General features: G+C 66.7%; 16 protein-coding genes. 6 read left to right on the forward strand and 10 right to left on the reverse strand.

Annotated elements, in window-relative coordinates; translation table 11 throughout:
- Nucleotide 1: 1 nt before the first annotated feature.
- Nucleotides 2-1,483, reverse strand: coding sequence for a cytochrome c oxidase accessory protein CcoG (gene ccoG, locus QW863_RS24560; protein ID WP_315768905.1), 1,482 nt, complete (start codon nucleotides 1,481-1,483; stop codon nucleotides 2-4).
- 355 nt (nucleotides 1,484-1,838) lie between these two features.
- Nucleotides 1,839-2,633 (reverse strand): fumarylacetoacetate hydrolase family protein, encoded by a 795-nt coding sequence (locus QW863_RS24565; RefSeq protein ID WP_315768907.1) that lies wholly within the window; start codon nucleotides 2,631-2,633, stop codon nucleotides 1,839-1,841.
- 932 nt (nucleotides 2,634-3,565) lie between these two features.
- Between QW863_RS24565 and QW863_RS24570 the strand changes: the two genes are divergently transcribed.
- A complete protein-coding gene (locus tag QW863_RS24570) occupies nucleotides 3,566-4,213 on the forward strand; it encodes a heme-binding protein (protein ID WP_315768909.1) in 648 nt (215 codons plus the stop codon).
- 270 nt (nucleotides 4,214-4,483) lie between these two features.
- On the opposite strand, the gene QW863_RS24575 is transcribed toward QW863_RS24570, so the two are convergent.
- Entirely contained in the window at nucleotides 4,484-5,260 is a 777-nt protein-coding gene (locus QW863_RS24575; RefSeq protein WP_315713232.1) for a cyclase family protein, read from the reverse strand.
- A gap of 50 nt (nucleotides 5,261-5,310) precedes the next feature.
- Nucleotides 5,311-6,300: a fumarylacetoacetate hydrolase family protein gene (locus QW863_RS24580; RefSeq protein WP_315713234.1), complete on the reverse strand. Its 990-nt coding sequence runs from the start codon at nucleotides 6,298-6,300 to the stop codon at nucleotides 5,311-5,313.
- A gap of 100 nt (nucleotides 6,301-6,400) precedes the next feature.
- Here QW863_RS24580 and QW863_RS24585 point away from each other — a divergent pair, with 100 nt between their 5' ends.
- From QW863_RS24585 to QW863_RS24605, 5 genes are read left to right on the forward strand one after another with little or no spacing between them, the layout of a single operon-like run.
- A complete protein-coding gene (locus tag QW863_RS24585) occupies nucleotides 6,401-7,336 on the forward strand; it encodes an ABC transporter substrate-binding protein (RefSeq protein ID WP_315768911.1) in 936 nt (311 codons plus the stop codon).
- The gene (locus QW863_RS24590) at nucleotides 7,336-8,034 is read left to right on the forward strand and encodes a GntR family transcriptional regulator (RefSeq protein ID WP_315713239.1); all 699 of its coding nucleotides are present in this window, start codon (nucleotides 7,336-7,338) and stop codon (nucleotides 8,032-8,034) included. The genes QW863_RS24585 and QW863_RS24590 overlap by 1 nt, the downstream gene beginning before the upstream one ends.
- Before the next feature lies 1 nt (nucleotide 8,035).
- Nucleotides 8,036-8,839, forward strand: coding sequence for an ABC transporter ATP-binding protein (locus QW863_RS24595; RefSeq protein WP_315768913.1), 804 nt, complete (start codon nucleotides 8,036-8,038; stop codon nucleotides 8,837-8,839).
- A complete protein-coding gene (locus QW863_RS24600) occupies nucleotides 8,836-9,603 on the forward strand; it encodes an ABC transporter permease (protein WP_315768914.1) in 768 nt (255 codons plus the stop codon). The genes QW863_RS24595 and QW863_RS24600 overlap by 4 nt, the downstream gene beginning before the upstream one ends.
- Nucleotides 9,600-10,367, forward strand: a complete 768-nt coding sequence (locus tag QW863_RS24605) for an ABC transporter permease (RefSeq protein ID WP_315713245.1) — start codon at nucleotides 9,600-9,602, stop codon at nucleotides 10,365-10,367. The genes QW863_RS24600 and QW863_RS24605 overlap by 4 nt, the downstream gene beginning before the upstream one ends.
- Before the next feature lie 496 nt (nucleotides 10,368-10,863).
- Here QW863_RS24605 and QW863_RS24610 read toward each other — a convergent pair whose 3' ends face one another.
- The 6 genes from QW863_RS24610 to QW863_RS24635 all read right to left on the reverse strand — a co-directional run bounded on the left by QW863_RS24610 (nucleotide 10,864) and on the right by QW863_RS24635 (nucleotide 16,093).
- Complete coding sequence (locus QW863_RS24610) at nucleotides 10,864-11,043, reverse strand: hypothetical protein (RefSeq protein ID WP_315768915.1); 180 nt, start codon at nucleotides 11,041-11,043, stop codon at nucleotides 10,864-10,866.
- A 347-nt stretch (nucleotides 11,044-11,390) separates the two neighbouring features.
- The gene (locus QW863_RS24615; protein ID WP_315768917.1) at nucleotides 11,391-12,782 is read right to left on the reverse strand and encodes a M20/M25/M40 family metallo-hydrolase; all 1,392 of its coding nucleotides are present in this window, start codon (nucleotides 12,780-12,782) and stop codon (nucleotides 11,391-11,393) included.
- 126 nt (nucleotides 12,783-12,908) lie between these two features.
- Nucleotides 12,909-13,256: a RidA family protein gene (locus QW863_RS24620; protein WP_315768919.1), complete on the reverse strand. Its 348-nt coding sequence runs from the start codon at nucleotides 13,254-13,256 to the stop codon at nucleotides 12,909-12,911.
- A gap of 7 nt (nucleotides 13,257-13,263) precedes the next feature.
- Nucleotides 13,264-14,397: an FAD-dependent oxidoreductase gene (locus QW863_RS24625; RefSeq protein WP_315768920.1), complete on the reverse strand. Its 1,134-nt coding sequence runs from the start codon at nucleotides 14,395-14,397 to the stop codon at nucleotides 13,264-13,266.
- Nucleotides 14,394-15,800, reverse strand: coding sequence for an NAD(P)/FAD-dependent oxidoreductase (locus QW863_RS24630; protein ID WP_315768922.1), 1,407 nt, complete (start codon nucleotides 15,798-15,800; stop codon nucleotides 14,394-14,396). The genes QW863_RS24625 and QW863_RS24630 overlap by 4 nt, the downstream gene beginning before the upstream one ends.
- Complete coding sequence (locus QW863_RS24635; RefSeq protein WP_315713257.1) at nucleotides 15,797-16,093, reverse strand: (2Fe-2S)-binding protein; 297 nt, start codon at nucleotides 16,091-16,093, stop codon at nucleotides 15,797-15,799. Before QW863_RS24635 ends, QW863_RS24630 begins: the two co-directional genes overlap by 4 nt.
- Nucleotides 16,094-16,123 lie beyond the last annotated feature (30 nt).

Genomic DNA, 16,123 nt, shown 5'->3' on the forward strand with positions numbered 1-16,123 from the left:
TCTACCGGTTCACGAAGCGGTCGTGCGCGGTCAGCACGACCTGGCCGTTGGCATCGACCGCCTGGAAGGTGACATCGGCATCCACAGACTCGGGCATGGTCAGCGTCACCCGCAGCGCCTCCGAGCCGTCCGGCTCGACCTCGATCGCATCCGCCGCCGCATGGCCGACGATGGCGAGCGCCGCATCGATGCCGCTGATGCCGAGCCTGAAGCTCTGCACGGCGGACGACTTGTTGAGCAGCTTCACCGTGTAGCCGTTGCGCACCGAGCCATCCGACAGCCGCACCGACATCGGATCGCGATCATGCTGCACCGACAGCACGGCGGTGGTCTTCGTGACGAACGACACAGCGATCACGCCGGCCACAGCGACGCAGGCGAGCGCGAGCCCGATCGTCTTCGGCCGCACCAGCCGTGAGACACGCGGCTCGCCGACACGCCCACGCTCGATGTTGCGCCAGCTCTCGTAGTCGATCAGGCCGCGCGGACGGTCGAGCTTGGCCATCACGCCGTCGCAGGCATCGACGCAGAGGCCGCAATTGATGCAGGCGAAGCTCGGCCCCTGGCGGATGTCGATGCCGATCGGGCAGACGGCGACGCAGGCGCCGCAATCGACGCAATCGCCGGCCGGCAGCCCCTGCGACCGCGCCTCGGCGGCCTTCTTCGCCGACATCCGGGTCTCGCCGCGATAGTCGCGATAGTTCACCGTGAAGGCTTCCGGATCCCAGATCGCGCCTTGAAGACGCGGCCACGGGCACATGAAGGTGCAGACCTGCTCGCGCGCGAAACCGGCGAGGCCATAGGTCGTGCCGGCGAACACCAAGGTCCAGGTCAGCGCGGTCGCCGACATCTCGCCATGCAGGACATCGCGCACCAGCTCCGGCGCATCGGTGAAGTAGAAGATCAAGGTGCCGCCGGTGCCGAGCGCGATCGCCATCCACAGCGCGTGCTTGGTGGCGATCTGTGCGATGCGCCGCGCCGTCAGCGGCGCGCCGACGTTCTTCAGCCGCTGCCGGCGGTCGCCCTCGACGAGGCGCTCGACCAGCAGGAACAGGTCGGTCCACACCGTCTGCGGACAGGCGAAGCCGCACCACAGGCGGCCGGCCAGCGCGTTGACCAAGACGAGGATGAACGTCGCCAGCAGCATCGCCGCGGTGATGAGATAGAGATCCTGCGGCCAGATCTCGGCGGGGCCAAGATAGAGCTTTCCGTGGGCGAAATCGAGCAGCACGGCTTGGTCCGGCGCATTCGGCCCGCGGTTCCAGCGCACGAACGGCGTGATGTAGTAGACGGCAAGCGTCAGAACGAGAATCAGCCATTTCAGCCGCCGGATTGGCCCCTTGACGCCCTGCGGAACCACCGGGCCGCCGGCGCTGCGCAACGACAGTGCCGGGCCGCGGGCCTGACCCTGGCCCCTGCTTTGGCCCTGGCCCTGCGCCATGCGCCGCGTCTTGGCGTGATCGATCTCGATGGTGATGGCCACGGCTGCCCTCGTTTCGCTCGGCTGATGCAGGGCAACGATAGGCGGCGGTGCCGGGCGGCTCTTTGTCGGGCCACAAACTTGCGAACGGCTGGCAGCGCCTGTTTGCGCGGGAACAACGAAAGTTCCCGTCCGGCAGGCGATGAGAGGCGCGGCGCCGCGAGCGCCACGGCGGCAGTCGCAGCATCCGGAGGGATGGCTGCGGCTGCCGCGCTTGTTGGATAGCGCGCGTAGCGACGCTCGCTGCTCGCCTCTCCCCGCGTGCGGGGAGAAGGCGCGTACCGGCATTGCGGCGGCGACTTCCGTTCCGATCGGCAGCGTCAACGTGCTGCACACGACGTGTGGTCCAGCCCCTCTCTCAAACGATCTTGATCGACATGTCCGGCAGGCCCTCGAGCTTGCACAAGAGCACGTCGCCCTTGACGACCGGGCCGACATTCTCCGGCGTGCCGGAATAGATGATGTCGCCGGCCTTCAGCTCGAACGCCTCGGACAGTTTCGCGATCTGCTCGGCGACGCTCCAGATCATCTTCGTGAGGTCGGAGTTCTGCCGGACCGTGCCGTTGACCGCGAGCGAGATCGCGCCCTTGGTGAAGTGGCCGACCTTCGCCACCGGATGGATCGGGCCGAGCACGGCGGCATGATCGAAACTCTTGCCGATCTCCCATGGCTTCTTCTCGGCGGCCATGCCGTTCTGCAGGTCACGGCGGGTCATGTCGAGGCCGAGCGCGTAGCCATAGACATGATCGAGCGCGGACTCGGCGGGAATGTTGGTGCCGCCGGATTTCAGCGCCGCGACCAGTTCGACCTCGTGATGATAGTTCTTGGTCAGCGACGGATAAGGATGATCGGCGACCTCGCCGATCGCGACGTTCTGGATCGCGTCGGTCGGCTTCTGGAAGAAGAACGGCGGCTCGCGGTTCGGATCGGAGCCGCGCTCGATGGCATGCGCCGCGTAGTTGCGGCCGATGCAGTAGATGCGGCGGACGGGGAACACGCCCTGCTCGCCGGCGATCGGAATGGTGGTCGCCGGCACGGCGAAGATCGGCTTCGGCCCGGCCTGTGCCGCGGCAGGGTAGGCGTCCGTCATGATCGCAGCCGCTGCCGCGGCGCTGCCGGCGACGAGAAGATCGCGGCGTGAGGTGTCTGCCATGGGTTTCCTCCTGGGATCAGCCGTTGCGGCCGGCTGATTTGTTGGTGGTGGCGCGCCAGCATCGGCGCCCCGCTCAACTGATAAGCATATCCAATATGCCAGCGCCACCATGCGCGTACGCGCCGTCGCCCTCGCAGCGCAACACGCGCCCGAAGCGATGCTCGAGACCCTCGCCGGAAACGCGAGGGCGCAGGGAAGGCCGGACCTCGACTGAGGCCCGTGGCCCGCCTGCGGAAAAAAATGCAGGCGGCAGGAACCACAGGTTCAGCCGGACAGACCCGGCCTTCCCTGCGCGATGGGTGAACGTCTGCTCCGAGCTCTCCCCGGGGACCGGCTTGTTTGCCCCCGTCACCTGCGCAACCCGCCAGGTCGGCATCAGGCTTGGCGCCAGCATCGGGGCGCCAGGACCACACGGCTTGAACGTCCGCGAGCTGACAGTCGTCTTGCGCAAAAGCGCCTGACAGACCCGCGGCCACCGCTCCCCGCCTCAACGTATCGTGACGACGCGTACGCCCCTCTGCATGAGGCGGGATGGAGGGAGGAGAGCATATTTTCCGATAAAACGAAAGTGGGAAATTTTTGCGCCGAGATCTGGACAGAGGTGATCGCGCCGAGCGCGCTGCGGAATTTTCGTTTTCGGCGCAGGCACGATCTGGATCATGAGAGGGGTTGCGGGACGGCGCATCTTGTCGCGCCCGAGCCCGAGTCGCCCGACGGGCACGCACCGCCATCGGCACGCGCGTAGCCCGGATGAGCGCAGCGACATCCTGGGGGTCCCCTACGCCTCGTGCGATCCAGGACATCGCTGCGCTCATCCGGGCTACGCTACAGTCAGGCGTCGCGAAGGACGACCGCAGGCGGGCACCCGGCACGTGATCTGCCGGACCTTCGCTCGCGTTTCCTCGTTATTCAAACCTGACGGCGCAACCGCCATGACCGAGCCGACACCACCGAGGAGACGCCGCACGCTGATCTGGCTCGCAGGCGCCACCGTGCTTGTCCTCGCCGGCGCCGCCATTGCCGCAGGGCCGCTCATGAGCCGGGTCGAACATCCCAGATACGACGTCGTTTCGCGCGATGGCGACTTCGAAATCCGCGCCTATGCACCGATGATCATCGCGCAGGCCGAGGTGCAGGGCGCGCGCAAGCCGGCGATCGAGGAAGGCTTTCGCATCATCGCCGGCTACATTTTCGGCGCCAACCGTGCGAAAGCCAAAATTGCGATGACGGCACCGGTGCAGCAACAGGCGACCGCGCTGCCGACGGCGGGCGACGAGACCGCCAGCGATCGCTGGAGCGTCAGCTTCGTGATGCCGTCGAGCTGGACGCTGCAGAAGCTGCCGCCACCGGAAGACGCGCGGATCAAGCTGACGGCCGTCCCGGCTCAGCGCATGGTCGCACTCACCTTCTCAGGCTCCACCTCCGACGGCATCGTCGCCGAAAAGACCCGCGCACTGCGCGACTACGCGCAGCGCAAGGGGCTGACCGTCACCGGATCGCCGCTGCTCGCGTTCTACAATCCGCCCTGGACCCTGCCGATGCTGCGGCGGAACGAGGTCATGCTGGCGTGTAGTTGCTAAAGCGAGATGAGAGAGAGCGGCCTGATTTTGCAGTCAAGGTCGGCTCGCAACTGTCACCACGACGCGCAACGAGCTCCCTCTCTGGCTTTGCCGAGCCCTCTCCTCGGTCATTCCGGGGCGCGCGCAGCGCGAACCCGGAATCCATCCTTCAGCACGTCGCGCGGCTCGATGGATTCCGGGCTCGTCGCGCTGGCGCGCGCCGCCCCGGAATGACGCGAAGATCAAACGCGCCAGAACCCATGTCGTGACTTCAATCGGAGATTAGCCGCCTCACCCCTCGATGATCGCCACCGCCCGCGTCCATCCGGCCGAGGCGCGCTCGATCTTGACCGGGAAACACGACACCATGAACCCCGTCGACGGCAGTTGCTCCAGATTGTGCAGCTTCTCCAGGTGGCAATAGCCGATGTGGCGTCCGGCCTTGTGGCCTTCCCAGATCAGCGCGGCATCGTGGGTCTCGGCGTATCTCTGCGCGGTGAACACGAACGGCGCGTCCCAGCTCCAGCCGTCGGTGCCGGTCAGGCGCACGCCGCGTTCGAGCAGATACATCGTCGCCTCATAGCCCATGCCGCAGCCGGAATTGACGTAGTTGGCCTGGCCGAAGCGCGCGCCGGCCGAGGTATTGACCACGACGATCTCGAGCGGCGACAGCGTGTGGCCGATGCGCTTGAGCTCATCCTCGACATCCCTCGCGGTCACCACATAGCCGTCCGGGAAACGACGGAAGTCGAGCTTCACGCCCGGCTGCAGACACCACTCCAGCGGCACCTCGTCGATGGTCCAGGCGCGCTCGCCACGATTCATCGTCGGATGAAAATGCCAGGGCGCATCGAGATGCGTGCCGTTGTGGGTCGAAAGATTCACCTGCTCGACCGCCCAGCCCTGCCCGTCCGGCAGATCCTCGGCTTTCAGCCCGTCGAAGAACTGCAGCATGCGCGGCAGGCCCTGCTGATGGTCGATATAGGTGATGGTCGGATGATTGCCGGGCGGATCGGCGGGCACGTCGTTCTGCAAGGGCACGGAGATGTCGATCAGTCTGCGGGCCATGGGCGCTCTTCTCTCTTTGTCGTTCTTGGTTGTTGTCGTCGGCAGCAGGATCAGACGTCCTGCCGCTCGACCTTGTTCTTCAGGATGCCGATCTTCTCGACCTCGAGCTCGATCACGTCGCCATGCTCGAGATACCAGCCGAGCTCGAGACCGCAGCCATTGCCGACGGTGCCCGAGCCGATGAACTCGCCGGGCATCAGGGTCTCGTCCTTGCTGATATAGGCGATCAGCTCCTCGAACGAAAACAGCATGCCCTCGCTGACGCCACGCGAGCGGACCTCGCCGTTGACCCGCGCCTCCATCTTCAGGCGATAGGGATCGCCGATCTCGTCCGGGGTCACGATCCAAGGCCCCATCACGTTGCCGCCGTCAAAGCTCTTGCCTTTGGAGGGGCCGAGCCGGCCGTCCATCTCGATGCGCTGCGTGTCGCGCGCGGAGAAGTCGTTGAAGATCGTGAAGCCGAAGATGTGATCGCGCGCCTTCGCGGCCGGAATATCCTTGCCCTTGCCCCTGGTGATGATGCCGAACTCCAGCTCATAGTCCATCACCTTGCTGTAGCGCGGCCATTTCACGATCGTGTTGGGGCCACGCACGCTGAAGCGGTTGGTGATGTAGAAGATCGGGACCTTGCGATAGACCTCGGGCAATTCGCCGAGCGGCTCAGCATCGATGCGCGCGAGCTCCTCCGCGTCGCCGCGCTGCCGCGCCGCGAGCTTTCGCTGGCCGCGCGGCGCCTGCAGGATGTGCAGCGGAAACGACATGCCGTCGCGCATCTGCCGCGGCTCCGGCACCGGGGCCAGCAGCTCGGTGCCGCCGACGTCGCGCGAGAGGCTTTCGTCGCTGCCATGGCGCTCGACCAGCGCGCGTGCTGCGTCGAGCGCGGCTTCGCCGGCATCGATCAACGACAGCATCGAGCCGAACGCCGGATTGCTCTTGCCAGCGCGATCGGCGGCCGCGGTGAGGTCGAAAAGCTTGGAATCGCCGCCATGGACGACACCTATCCGCTCCCCGCCTTCCGCCCGGAATGTCGCAAGTTTCACGCTGGCCTCCCCTTGTGTTCTGTCTGAAAATATACAAACATAGAAAATATCGATAAACAAGAGGCGTCCGAGAGACGGGCGCCCGGGGGAGGAGGCAAGGATGCGTCATCGGATCATCAGCGCTGCGCTCGGATCGGTGCTGGCCACGCTTGCGCTCACATCTGCGACACGCGCCGAGAAGATCCAGATCGGCTGCACCGCCACCTCGGACTGCGCCTCGGCGATGCTCGCGGTCGATGAGGGTCTCTTCAAGAAGCACGGGCTCGACGCCGAGATGGTGCTGATCGGGATCAACTCGAACATCCCCGCCGCCATCCTCTCCAACTCCATCCAGATCGGCGGGCCGACCTCGACAGTATTCCTCCAGGCGGCTGATGGCGGGCTCGACCTCGTCGCGGTCTCCGGCGCCTCGACCATGAACAAGACCTCGAACGATGCGGTCGCCGCCTTCGTGCGCAACGGCATCACCATCACTGGGCCGCAGGACTTCAAGGGCAAGAAGGTCGGCGCCCCCGGCATCGGCGCGTTCCTTCAAGTGCTGTTCGTGAAATGGCTGGTCGAGAAGGGCGTCGATCCACGAAGCGTCAACTTCGTCGAGGTGACGTTTCCGACCATGGCCGACACCATCAAGTCGGGCGGCGTCGATGCGGTGCTGACGGCCGAACCGTTCGTGACGCGCATGACCAATGCCAGCCTCGGCACGGTCGGCGCGCGCTACGCCGCCGAACTCGCCCGCACCGAGCCGATCATCTTCTATGCGGCCTCGCGCGAATGGGCCGAGAAGAACCCGGAGACGGTGAAGAAATTCCGCGCCGCCATCGCGGAGGCCGCCCCGATCGTGAACAATGATCGCGAGAAGGCCTCGGCCGCCATCGCCAAATTCACCAAGCAACCGCTGGAGCTGGTCAAGCTGACGGCGCCGAACTACGCCGAGCCGGTGCTGAAGCCCGAGCAGCTGGCGTGGTGGATCGACGTGATGTCGGCGCAGAAGATGCTGCAGACCAAGCTCGATCTCAAGAAGTTGATCCTCAACTGATGACGGCAACGAACCCGATCCTGCAGACCGAGCCGACGAGCGGCGACACGCTCAGCGAGCGCGCCGCCGCGCTGATCGAGCGCGACATCGTCGCCGGCATTCTGGCCCCCGGCTCGCGGCTTGGGATCGTCGAGCTTGCCAAGCGCTACGAGATCGGGCCGACGCCGCTGCGCGAGGGGCTGTCGCGGCTGGTGTCGCGCGGCCTGATCGTCGGCATCGGCCAGCGCGGTTTTCGCGTCGCCGAGGTCAGCCGCGACGATCTCGTTGACATCACGCGCATGCGCACTGTCGTGGAGAAAGAGGCGCTGCGGCTGGCGATGCAGAGCGGCGACGACCAATGGGAGGCCGGCATCATCGCCGCGCTCCATCAGATGCGCCGCTACATCCAGCGCATGCAGAGCGAGTTCCGCGAAGGCGCGCCGGAGTTCGATCGCTTGCACAAGGCGTTTCACACCGCGCTGCTGGCGGCCTGCGGATCACGGCGCCTGCTCGCCGCTCATTCGGATCTCTACGACCAGGCCTATCGCTACCGCCGCGTCATGATGCGCAGCTTCGAGGATGGCAGCGGCTTCATCAAGGAGCACGAGACGCTCGCCGACCTCGTGCTCGCGCGCAATGCCGCCGCGGCCCAAGCGCGGCTTGAGGCACATCTGCGCTCGACCGTCGATATCGTCTATCCGCATCCGAAGGGAGCCTGAGATGGCAGAGCCTGCCCTCGCATTGGTGCAATCATCTCCCTCGCCTGCGCGCGCGCAGATCGCCTTCGACGATGTCGCGCTGGTGCTCGGCGGCAAGACGATCATCGACACGATCAGCCTGGAGGTCGCAGCTGGCGAGATCCTGTGCGTGGTCGGCGCCTCCGGCTGCGGCAAGACCACGGCGCTGCGGCTCGCCGCCGGCCTCTATCAGCCGAGCGGCGGCACGGTGCGTTTCGAGGGCGAGGCGATGCGCGCGCCGCGGCGCGAGATCGCGGTCGTGTTCCAGGACTATGGCAAGGCGCTGCTGCCGTGGCGCACCGCCGCCGGCAACATCTCGCTGGCCTTGGAGACGATCGGAATGCCCTCCGCACAGCGCGAGGCGCGCATCGCCGAGTTGCTCGCCAAGGTCGGGCTCGCCGGCCATGCGGCCAAATATCCGACGGAGATGTCGGGCGGCATGCAGCAGCGGCTGCAGATCGCGCGCTGTCTCGCGCAGGATCCGAAGGCGCTGCTGATGGATGAGCCGTTCGGCGCGCTGGACGCGATGACGCGCCAGGGACTGCAGGACGAGATGCTGGCGCTGGTGGCGGCGACCGGCGCCACCGTCGTGTTCGTCACGCATGATCTCGAGGAGGCCATCTATCTCGGCGACCGCGTGGTCGGCCTGCTGCCGCATCCCGGCCGCGTCGGCTTGGAATTGAAGATCGACCTGCCGCGGCCGCGCGACCAGTTGGCGACGCGCGAGCATCCGGAGTTCCTGCGGCTGCGGCGCGAGTTGTTCGACTTCATCAAGGGGAGCGAATGACGATGCCGGATCGCATCAAGCCCGTCCTGCTGCCGTTCGCGGCACTGCTCGTGTTCGAAGCCTGGATGCGGCTCGCCGGCGTGCAGAGCGACTCGCTGGCGCCGCCGAGCGCGATCGCGCTCGCCTTGCTGGGCGCGCTGACCGACGGCTCGCTGCTGGCGGCGACGCGCGACACGCTCGCCTCGGTGTTCGCCGGCCTCGCGCTCGGCGGCACCATCGGCCTCGTGCTGGGCATCGCGCTCGGCCTGTCGCCTATCTTCAACCGGCTGATGGAGGTCACGATCGAGGCGATCAGGCCCATTCCTTCAGTGGCGCTGCTGCCGATCGCCCTGATCGCGCTCGGCTTCGGCTATCGCATGGAGATCGCGATCGTCGCCTTTGCCTGCGTCTGGCCGGTGCTGATCGTGACGCGTGCCGCGGTGGGCGGCATCGAGCCGCGGCTGATCGAGGTGGCGCGCGTGCTGCGGCTGACGCAGCGCGATCGCATCAGGAAGATCGTCATCCCCGCCACCCTGCCCCGCATCTTCCTGGCGTTCCGGCTCGCCGCCGGCATCGCGCTGATCGTCGCGGTCACGGTGGAGATCGCGATCAACCCGCTCGGCCTCGGCGCCGGCATCATGACCGCGCAGCAGGCGTTGCGGCCCGATCTGATGCTGGCCTATCTGGTATGGATCGGCGTGACCGGGTTTGCGCTCAATACCGCGCTGATCGCTGCACAACAGAGCTTGTTCGGGCGCGCGGCCGCGATGGGAGACCCCGCATGAAGTGGTCGGTCGCCGCCTGGCGCCTCGCCAGCTTCGCCGTCGCCGCCGGCATCATCGTGCTGTGGCAGTTCGCCGCCGATCAGCGGCTGATATCACCGGTGTTTCTTCCCAGCCCCGACCGCGCCTGGGCGGCGCTGCTGCGCGGCTTCACCAGCGGCGATCTCCTGACCAAGCTCACGGGCACCCTCACGCATATGGCCTATGGCTGGCTGCTCGCCTCCGCCGCCGGCATCGCGCTCGGCGCCATGATCGGCTCCTCGAAGGCGATGCGCATCTACGTCGCACCGACCCTGGAGCTGCTGCGGCCGCTGCCGGTCTCAGCGATCATTCCTGTCGCCATCGCCGTTCTTGGACTGAGCCAGGGCATGGCGCTGTTCGTGATCGCGTTCGGCTCGCTGTGGCCGCTGCTGCTCGGGACGATCCACGGCTTCGCCGCGGTCGAGCCGCGACTCTATGAAGTGGCGCGGGTGCTGCACATGTCGCGGCTCGCCGTGATCTTCAAGATCGCGCTGCCATCGGCGGCACCCGACATCCTCGCCGGCATGCGGCTGAGCCTCACGGTCGCGCTGATCCTCGCCGTCGTCTGCGAGATGCTCGCCGGCCTCGACGGCCTTGGCCAATGGGTGCTGCTGTCGGCGCGCTCGTTCCGCTCGGCGGATCTGTTTGCCGGCGTGATGCTGCTCGGAATCATCGGCTACACGACCGCGCTCGCGATGGCCGCGGCCGAGAGCCGGCTGCTGCGCTGGCAGCACGCGCGGCGCTGAGGCTTCGGTCGCACGCGCCCGGTCGGCGACGGCCTGGGGCGATCTCGACCTCACACTGCCGCGGGGCGACGCTATCACCGGCTTCGAGGAGCGCGACTGGACCGAACGCCCATGAGGCCGATTGCGGGGCCAGAGCACCACCCTCCTCCCCCCTGAAAGAAAGAGGCCGCCGACACACGAAGTGCAGGCGGCCCAAGTCCAGGGAGGAAACGCCCCAAGAAGGGCTAGTTTTTACTTACTAGATCAGGAGAGTCGTGGGTATCCGGATGATACCGGAGGTTGTCATCGCGCTGACGGGTTCCATATCCCGACCGAGATACCGCCAGGTTGCGCCGCCTGACGCTCCTCGTACCCAACAAATTCCGTGACCTTCTCGGCATTGGAGTCGACCCACCCTGCCATCGGTCCTCCTCCTGCAACGACTGCTCGAGCGGCGCGCGGACCCTCGACACCGGCGGCACGGCACCATGCGAGCCGCGGCTTGTAGGTGGCGATCTCAAAAGTCTCGAACGTTGTTGGCGAAGGTGTCCTTCAGGAACTCGTCGCCGAACATCGCATGTTCGATCGCCGCCAAGAGCGAGACCTTCTCAGCGCCACATGGTCGGTGTGACAAGATGCGCGCCATCGGACCGTTTCCGACCGAGAGCGCCAGGGCTTTGTGCAGCCTCATCGACATTGGGCGCAGGTTCGATTGCGGGCGCGTGGTCGAGCTGGATCACAGGAACCGCGGCGGGGTGTTCCGGAGCGCTGCGCTGATCGCGCGCGCAAGGGAAAGCGGAACTTGCCGAATCACTCGGCTGGTCAACGGGGTCGTGCATGTGGCAGCTCCGAGCCCTGAAGCGGCGATTACTAATCCCTTCCGAGACTAGGCGATATCAACTGCGTTAATCCATGCGCGATCTCGCCGCGTGCGGCCGATTCACCCGCAAGGCGGCGGACGAGCGTGTGCTTGCCATCCGTTCGTGGCTGCTCGATGACGCCTCTCGCACTGCACGCGGAATCGTGATGGCCGTTCCGCCGGCATCAGCGCACGCGCGCGCCGACGCGGTCGAGCAGTGCCGCACCGGTGCGGATGCCATTGTAGAAGCAGTCGATCGTCATGTTCTCGTTGGGCGCGTGATTGGCCTCGTCGGCATTCGCATAGGGAACGACGAAGGCGGGAATGCCGAGGATCTTGGTGAAGACGTAGTCCGGCAGACTGCCGCCGGTGCACGGGAATTCGAGCGGCGTCACGCCCTGCGCAAGCGCGATCGCGTCGCGGATGATCGCGCCAAACGGCGAATCGAGCGGCACGCGCGACGGCAGCATGCCGCCGCGCCGGATGAACTCCACCTCCGGCGCATGGCGCTTCACATGCGCCTCCACCTTCGCCAACACGTCGTCCGGCGTCATTGCCTCGACCAGGCGGATGTCGCATTTGGCGAAGGCCTCGCAGGGCAGCACGGTCTTGCTGCCTGGTCCACCATAACCGCCGTGCAAGCCGTTGATGGTCAGCGTCGGATGGAACATCAGACGTTCGTAGTAGCCGCGGTCGGGCGGCGCATCGAGATGGCTGAGACCGAGGCTCGCCTTGGCGGCATCGAGGTCCAGCGGCAGGCGCTTCACGGCAGCAATGTCCAGCTCGCTCGGCGGCACGATCGCGTCATGCAGACCGTCGATGGTGATCTCGCCCGCGGCATTCTTCATCGTCCCGAGCAGGTGGACCAACGTCCAGATCGGATTCGGCACGATGCCGCCGAGGTTGCCAGAATGCACGTCGCGGCTGGCGTGCTTCGCGCGCAGCTCGAACGAGCACATGCCGCGCACGCCATAGGTCATGGTCGGCCGCCCCGAGGGGTGCATCGGCCCGTCCGCGGTGACGACGAAATCGGCTTTCAGTTCATCGCGATGCTCAGCGACGAAATCGGCGATGCGCGGGCTGCCGATCTCCTCCTCGCCTTCGAGCAGAAAGATCACATTGCAGGGCAGCTCGCCATGCACTCGGAGATGGGACTCGATCGCCATGAGCTGCGCGAAATGTTGCCCCTTGTTGTCGCCGATGCCGCGGGCATAGATGCGGCCATCGCGGATGGTCGGCTCGAACGGCGGACGCAGCCACAGCTCCAACGGATCCGGCGGCTGCACGTCGTAGTGCCCGTAGAGCAGCACGGTAGGTGCGCCCGGCTTCTTCTGCCAGCGTCCGAGCACCATCGGATGCCCGGCGGTCGCGATCGCCTCGGCGTCGAGGCCCATCTCTTGCAGCATGGCGACCAGCAGTGCGGCGACCTCGGTGATGCCGATGTTGTGGGCGCTGATCGAGGGATGCCGGACATAGTCCATCACGCGGGCCAGGAAATCCTGCTTTTGATTCTCGATGTGAGCGAACACTGCCTTCAGGCCAGCAGATGGACGCGGCAGGCTACGCTCTTCATTCATGATGTCGGCTTTCGGCGCGTACGGTGGACGGAGAGGCTCATGTTCGATCGAATTGGACCGAAAAGCAAATCACGCGCGGAGCGAGCCCCGCGCGTGATCGATTGACCGCTCGATGCGGCGCGATGCTCAGCCCTTGGCGGCCGTGACCACGATCTCGATCAGCGCGCCGCCGCCGAGATCGGAGACGCCGACCGTGGCGCGGACCGGCAGGTCGTCGCCGAAGAACGCAGTCCAGGCCGCATCCATCTCCTTCTTCTTCGACAGGTCGGTGACGAAGATCTGGCCGGAGACGACGCGCGACCTGTCGGTGCCAGCTTCCTTCAGGAAGCCGTCGATCTTGCCGAGGATGTTGCGGGTCTGCTCGCCCATCGACACCGAGGTATCGTCGGCGATGGTGCCGCCGATGAAGACGAAGCCGTTGGCCTCGACGATGCGGTGGTGGATGGCGGAGCGGATCTTGCGGGTGATGGTCATCATGTCCTCATGTGGATGGTGAAGGGATGGAGTTCTGAAAGCGCGCGATGCTGAGATCGCCGATGCGCGTCTGGGTGCCGCCGTGCGCGATGAGCTCGGCCATCACCGCGCCGGCGCCGGGGCCGAGCTGGAAGCCGTGCGCGGAGAAGCCGAACTGGTGATACAGCCCGTCGTGAACGGCGCTCGGCCCGAACACCGGAATGTCGTCGCGCATGCGCGCCTCGATGCCGGCCCAGGCGCGCACGATGGTCGCGCTGCGCATCACCGCGAACAGCTCCGCGACGGTGCGCGCGCTCTCCGACAGCTTGCGCCAGTCGAGCACGGTCTCGTTGCGGTCCTGATAGGGGATGGCGAGGTGTCCGCCGCCGATCAACACTGTGCCGTTCGGGAACTGCTTGAACGACAGCTTGCGGCCGCGCAGGATGACGACGGGATCGATGAAGTGCGCGACGGGCGACGTGATCATCAGCATCGGCGCGATGGTCTCGACCGGCACCGGCTCGCCGCACTGTTCTGCAATGCGGCCGGCCCAGGCGCCGGCGGCATTGACCAGCACCGGCGCGGCAAAGCTCTCGGAGCCGACGTCGACATGCCAGAGCTTGCCGTCCTTGCGGATGTTCGTCGCGGCCACGCCCTCGCGAATGAGCGCGCCGAACCGCTCCGCCTTGCGGCGGAACGCCGTCGTGGTGCGCGCGGGCTGCGCCGCGCCGTCGCGCCGCGACACCACGCCGCCCGGACAGCTCTCCGCCACCGCCGGCACGAGGCGACGCAATTCCGTGCCGTCGATCAGCTCCTCGTGGCCGAAGCCGCGCGCGTTGAGATCGGCGACGCGGGCGCGACAGGCGTCGAGCTCCGCGTCGTTCTCGGCGACCAGCACCTGGCCGAAGCTTTCGAAGCCGCAATCATCATCGACCAGGTCGCTGATGTTCTCCCAGATGCCCATCGAGCGGATCGACAGCGGAATCTCCGCGACGTCGCGCGCGAGCTGGCGCACGCCGCCGGCATTGACACCGGAGGCGTGACGGCCGGCATAGTCCTTCTCGATCAGCACAGGCTTGAGCCCTGCCAAGCACAGATGCAGCGCGGTGGAGCAGCCGTGGATGCCGCCACCCACGATGATGGCATCCGTCTTCACCGTCATCCGCGCACCACGGCCTTGGTGGCCTCTTCGGTCTTCGGCAGGCCTGCGAGCTCCGACAGCATGATCGGCTTCGCCGGCGCGCGCAGCCGGTAATAGCCGATCTCCTGCGGGGTCTTGCCGCGCGCCTCGGCCATCAGCTCGGTGACGGTGAGGCCACACAACCGCCCCTGGCACGGCCCCATGCCGGTGCGGCGATAGGCCTTGAGCTGGTTCGGCCCGGTGGCGCCGATCGCGACGGAGTCGAGCACGTCCTTGGCGGTGATCTCCTCGCAGCGGCATACGATGGTGTCGCCTTGCGGGATACGGAACTGCTTTGCCGGTTGGAACAGAACGTCGAGGAAGGTCCTGCCGCGCTCGGCGCGGGCCAGCTCCGCAGACCTATCGGTGACCTTTGCGTGCGGGCGAAGCGCCTTGATCGCATCCCCGGCCGCCCGCCGGCCGCGCACCACGGCCGCCTGCGCACCGCCAATGCCGGCGCCATCGCCGGCAATGGCGATGCCGGGAATGGAGCTGTTACCAAGGGCATCCAGCACCGGAGTCCAGCACAGCTGCAGCTCGTTCCAGCGATGCTCGACACCGGCGGCCATCGCGAGATTCACATTGGGGACCACGCCCTGATGCAGCAGCAGCAACTCGGCCGCCAGTGTCTCGCGCTTGCCGCCCGCTGTGGCGTAGCTGACCGCCGAGAGCTTGCCCTCGCCCTCTGCCACGAGTTCGGTCACGCCGCTGGTGACGCGCACCTTCGCGCGCACCTCGCGCATCATCGCGAGCCCCTTGCCGAAATAGGGCGAGGTCAGGAACGCGAGGGCATGAGGCAGCGCCGCGATGTAGTTGGCGCGCGGGGTGGTGTCGAGAATGCGATCGATGCGGCCGCCGAGGCGCAGGATCTGCGCCGCGAGCAGCCACAGCAGCGGCCCCTGCCCGGCCAAAATCGTCGGGCCGTCAGGCACGAGGCCGGAGGATTTCAACATCGTCTGCGCCGCGCCCGCGGTCATCACGCCGGGCAGGGTCCAGCCGGGAATCGGGAACGGACGCTCCTGCGCTCCGGTCGCGATGATGACCCGCTTGGCCTTGATGAAGGCCGAGCCGCCGGCCACCGAGACGCCGATCTCGAGATTGCGGTCGAGGCTCCACACCGTGGCGCGATGAATGATCTCCGCACCGCTGTCGCGCGCGGCTTTCACGAGCTGCTTGCCGGACCAATAGTCCGCGCCGAGCAGCGCCTCGCTCTTCAGAGGCGTCGCATCGATCGCACGCCAGACCTGGCCGCCGGGGCCGGCGTTCTCGTCGAGCAGCAGCGTCGACAGAGCGGCGCCAGCCGTCATCTCTGCAGCAGCGAGGCCCGCAGGACCGGCGCCGATCACCACGGCGTCATATTCATCATGCTTCGGCGCGGCGCTCATTTGCCGATCTCCCGCTTGCCCTTCTGGACTTCGATCTGCATGCCCTCGGCGACAGGCACGAGACAGCCTTGCCGGTTACCGACTCCATCGATGGTGACGAGGCAGTCGAAGCACACGCCCATCATGCAATAAGGCAGGCGCCTTGCGCCGCTGACCGCGGTGGCGCGCCGGACGTCGAGGCCGGAGGCGAGCAGCGCCGCCGACACGGAGTCACCCTCGCGCGCGGCAACCGGCTGCCCCCCGACATGGATCGTCACCGATCCCCTCGCATCACCCTCAGTTCGTTTGAACATCATCGTCTCCATGGCGCCTTGCGCCGTCAT

Origin of the sequence: Bradyrhizobium sp. SZCCHNR1017, assembly GCF_032381375.1 — a bacterium.
In the GTDB taxonomy this organism is placed as follows: domain Bacteria; phylum Pseudomonadota; class Alphaproteobacteria; order Rhizobiales; family Xanthobacteraceae; genus Bradyrhizobium.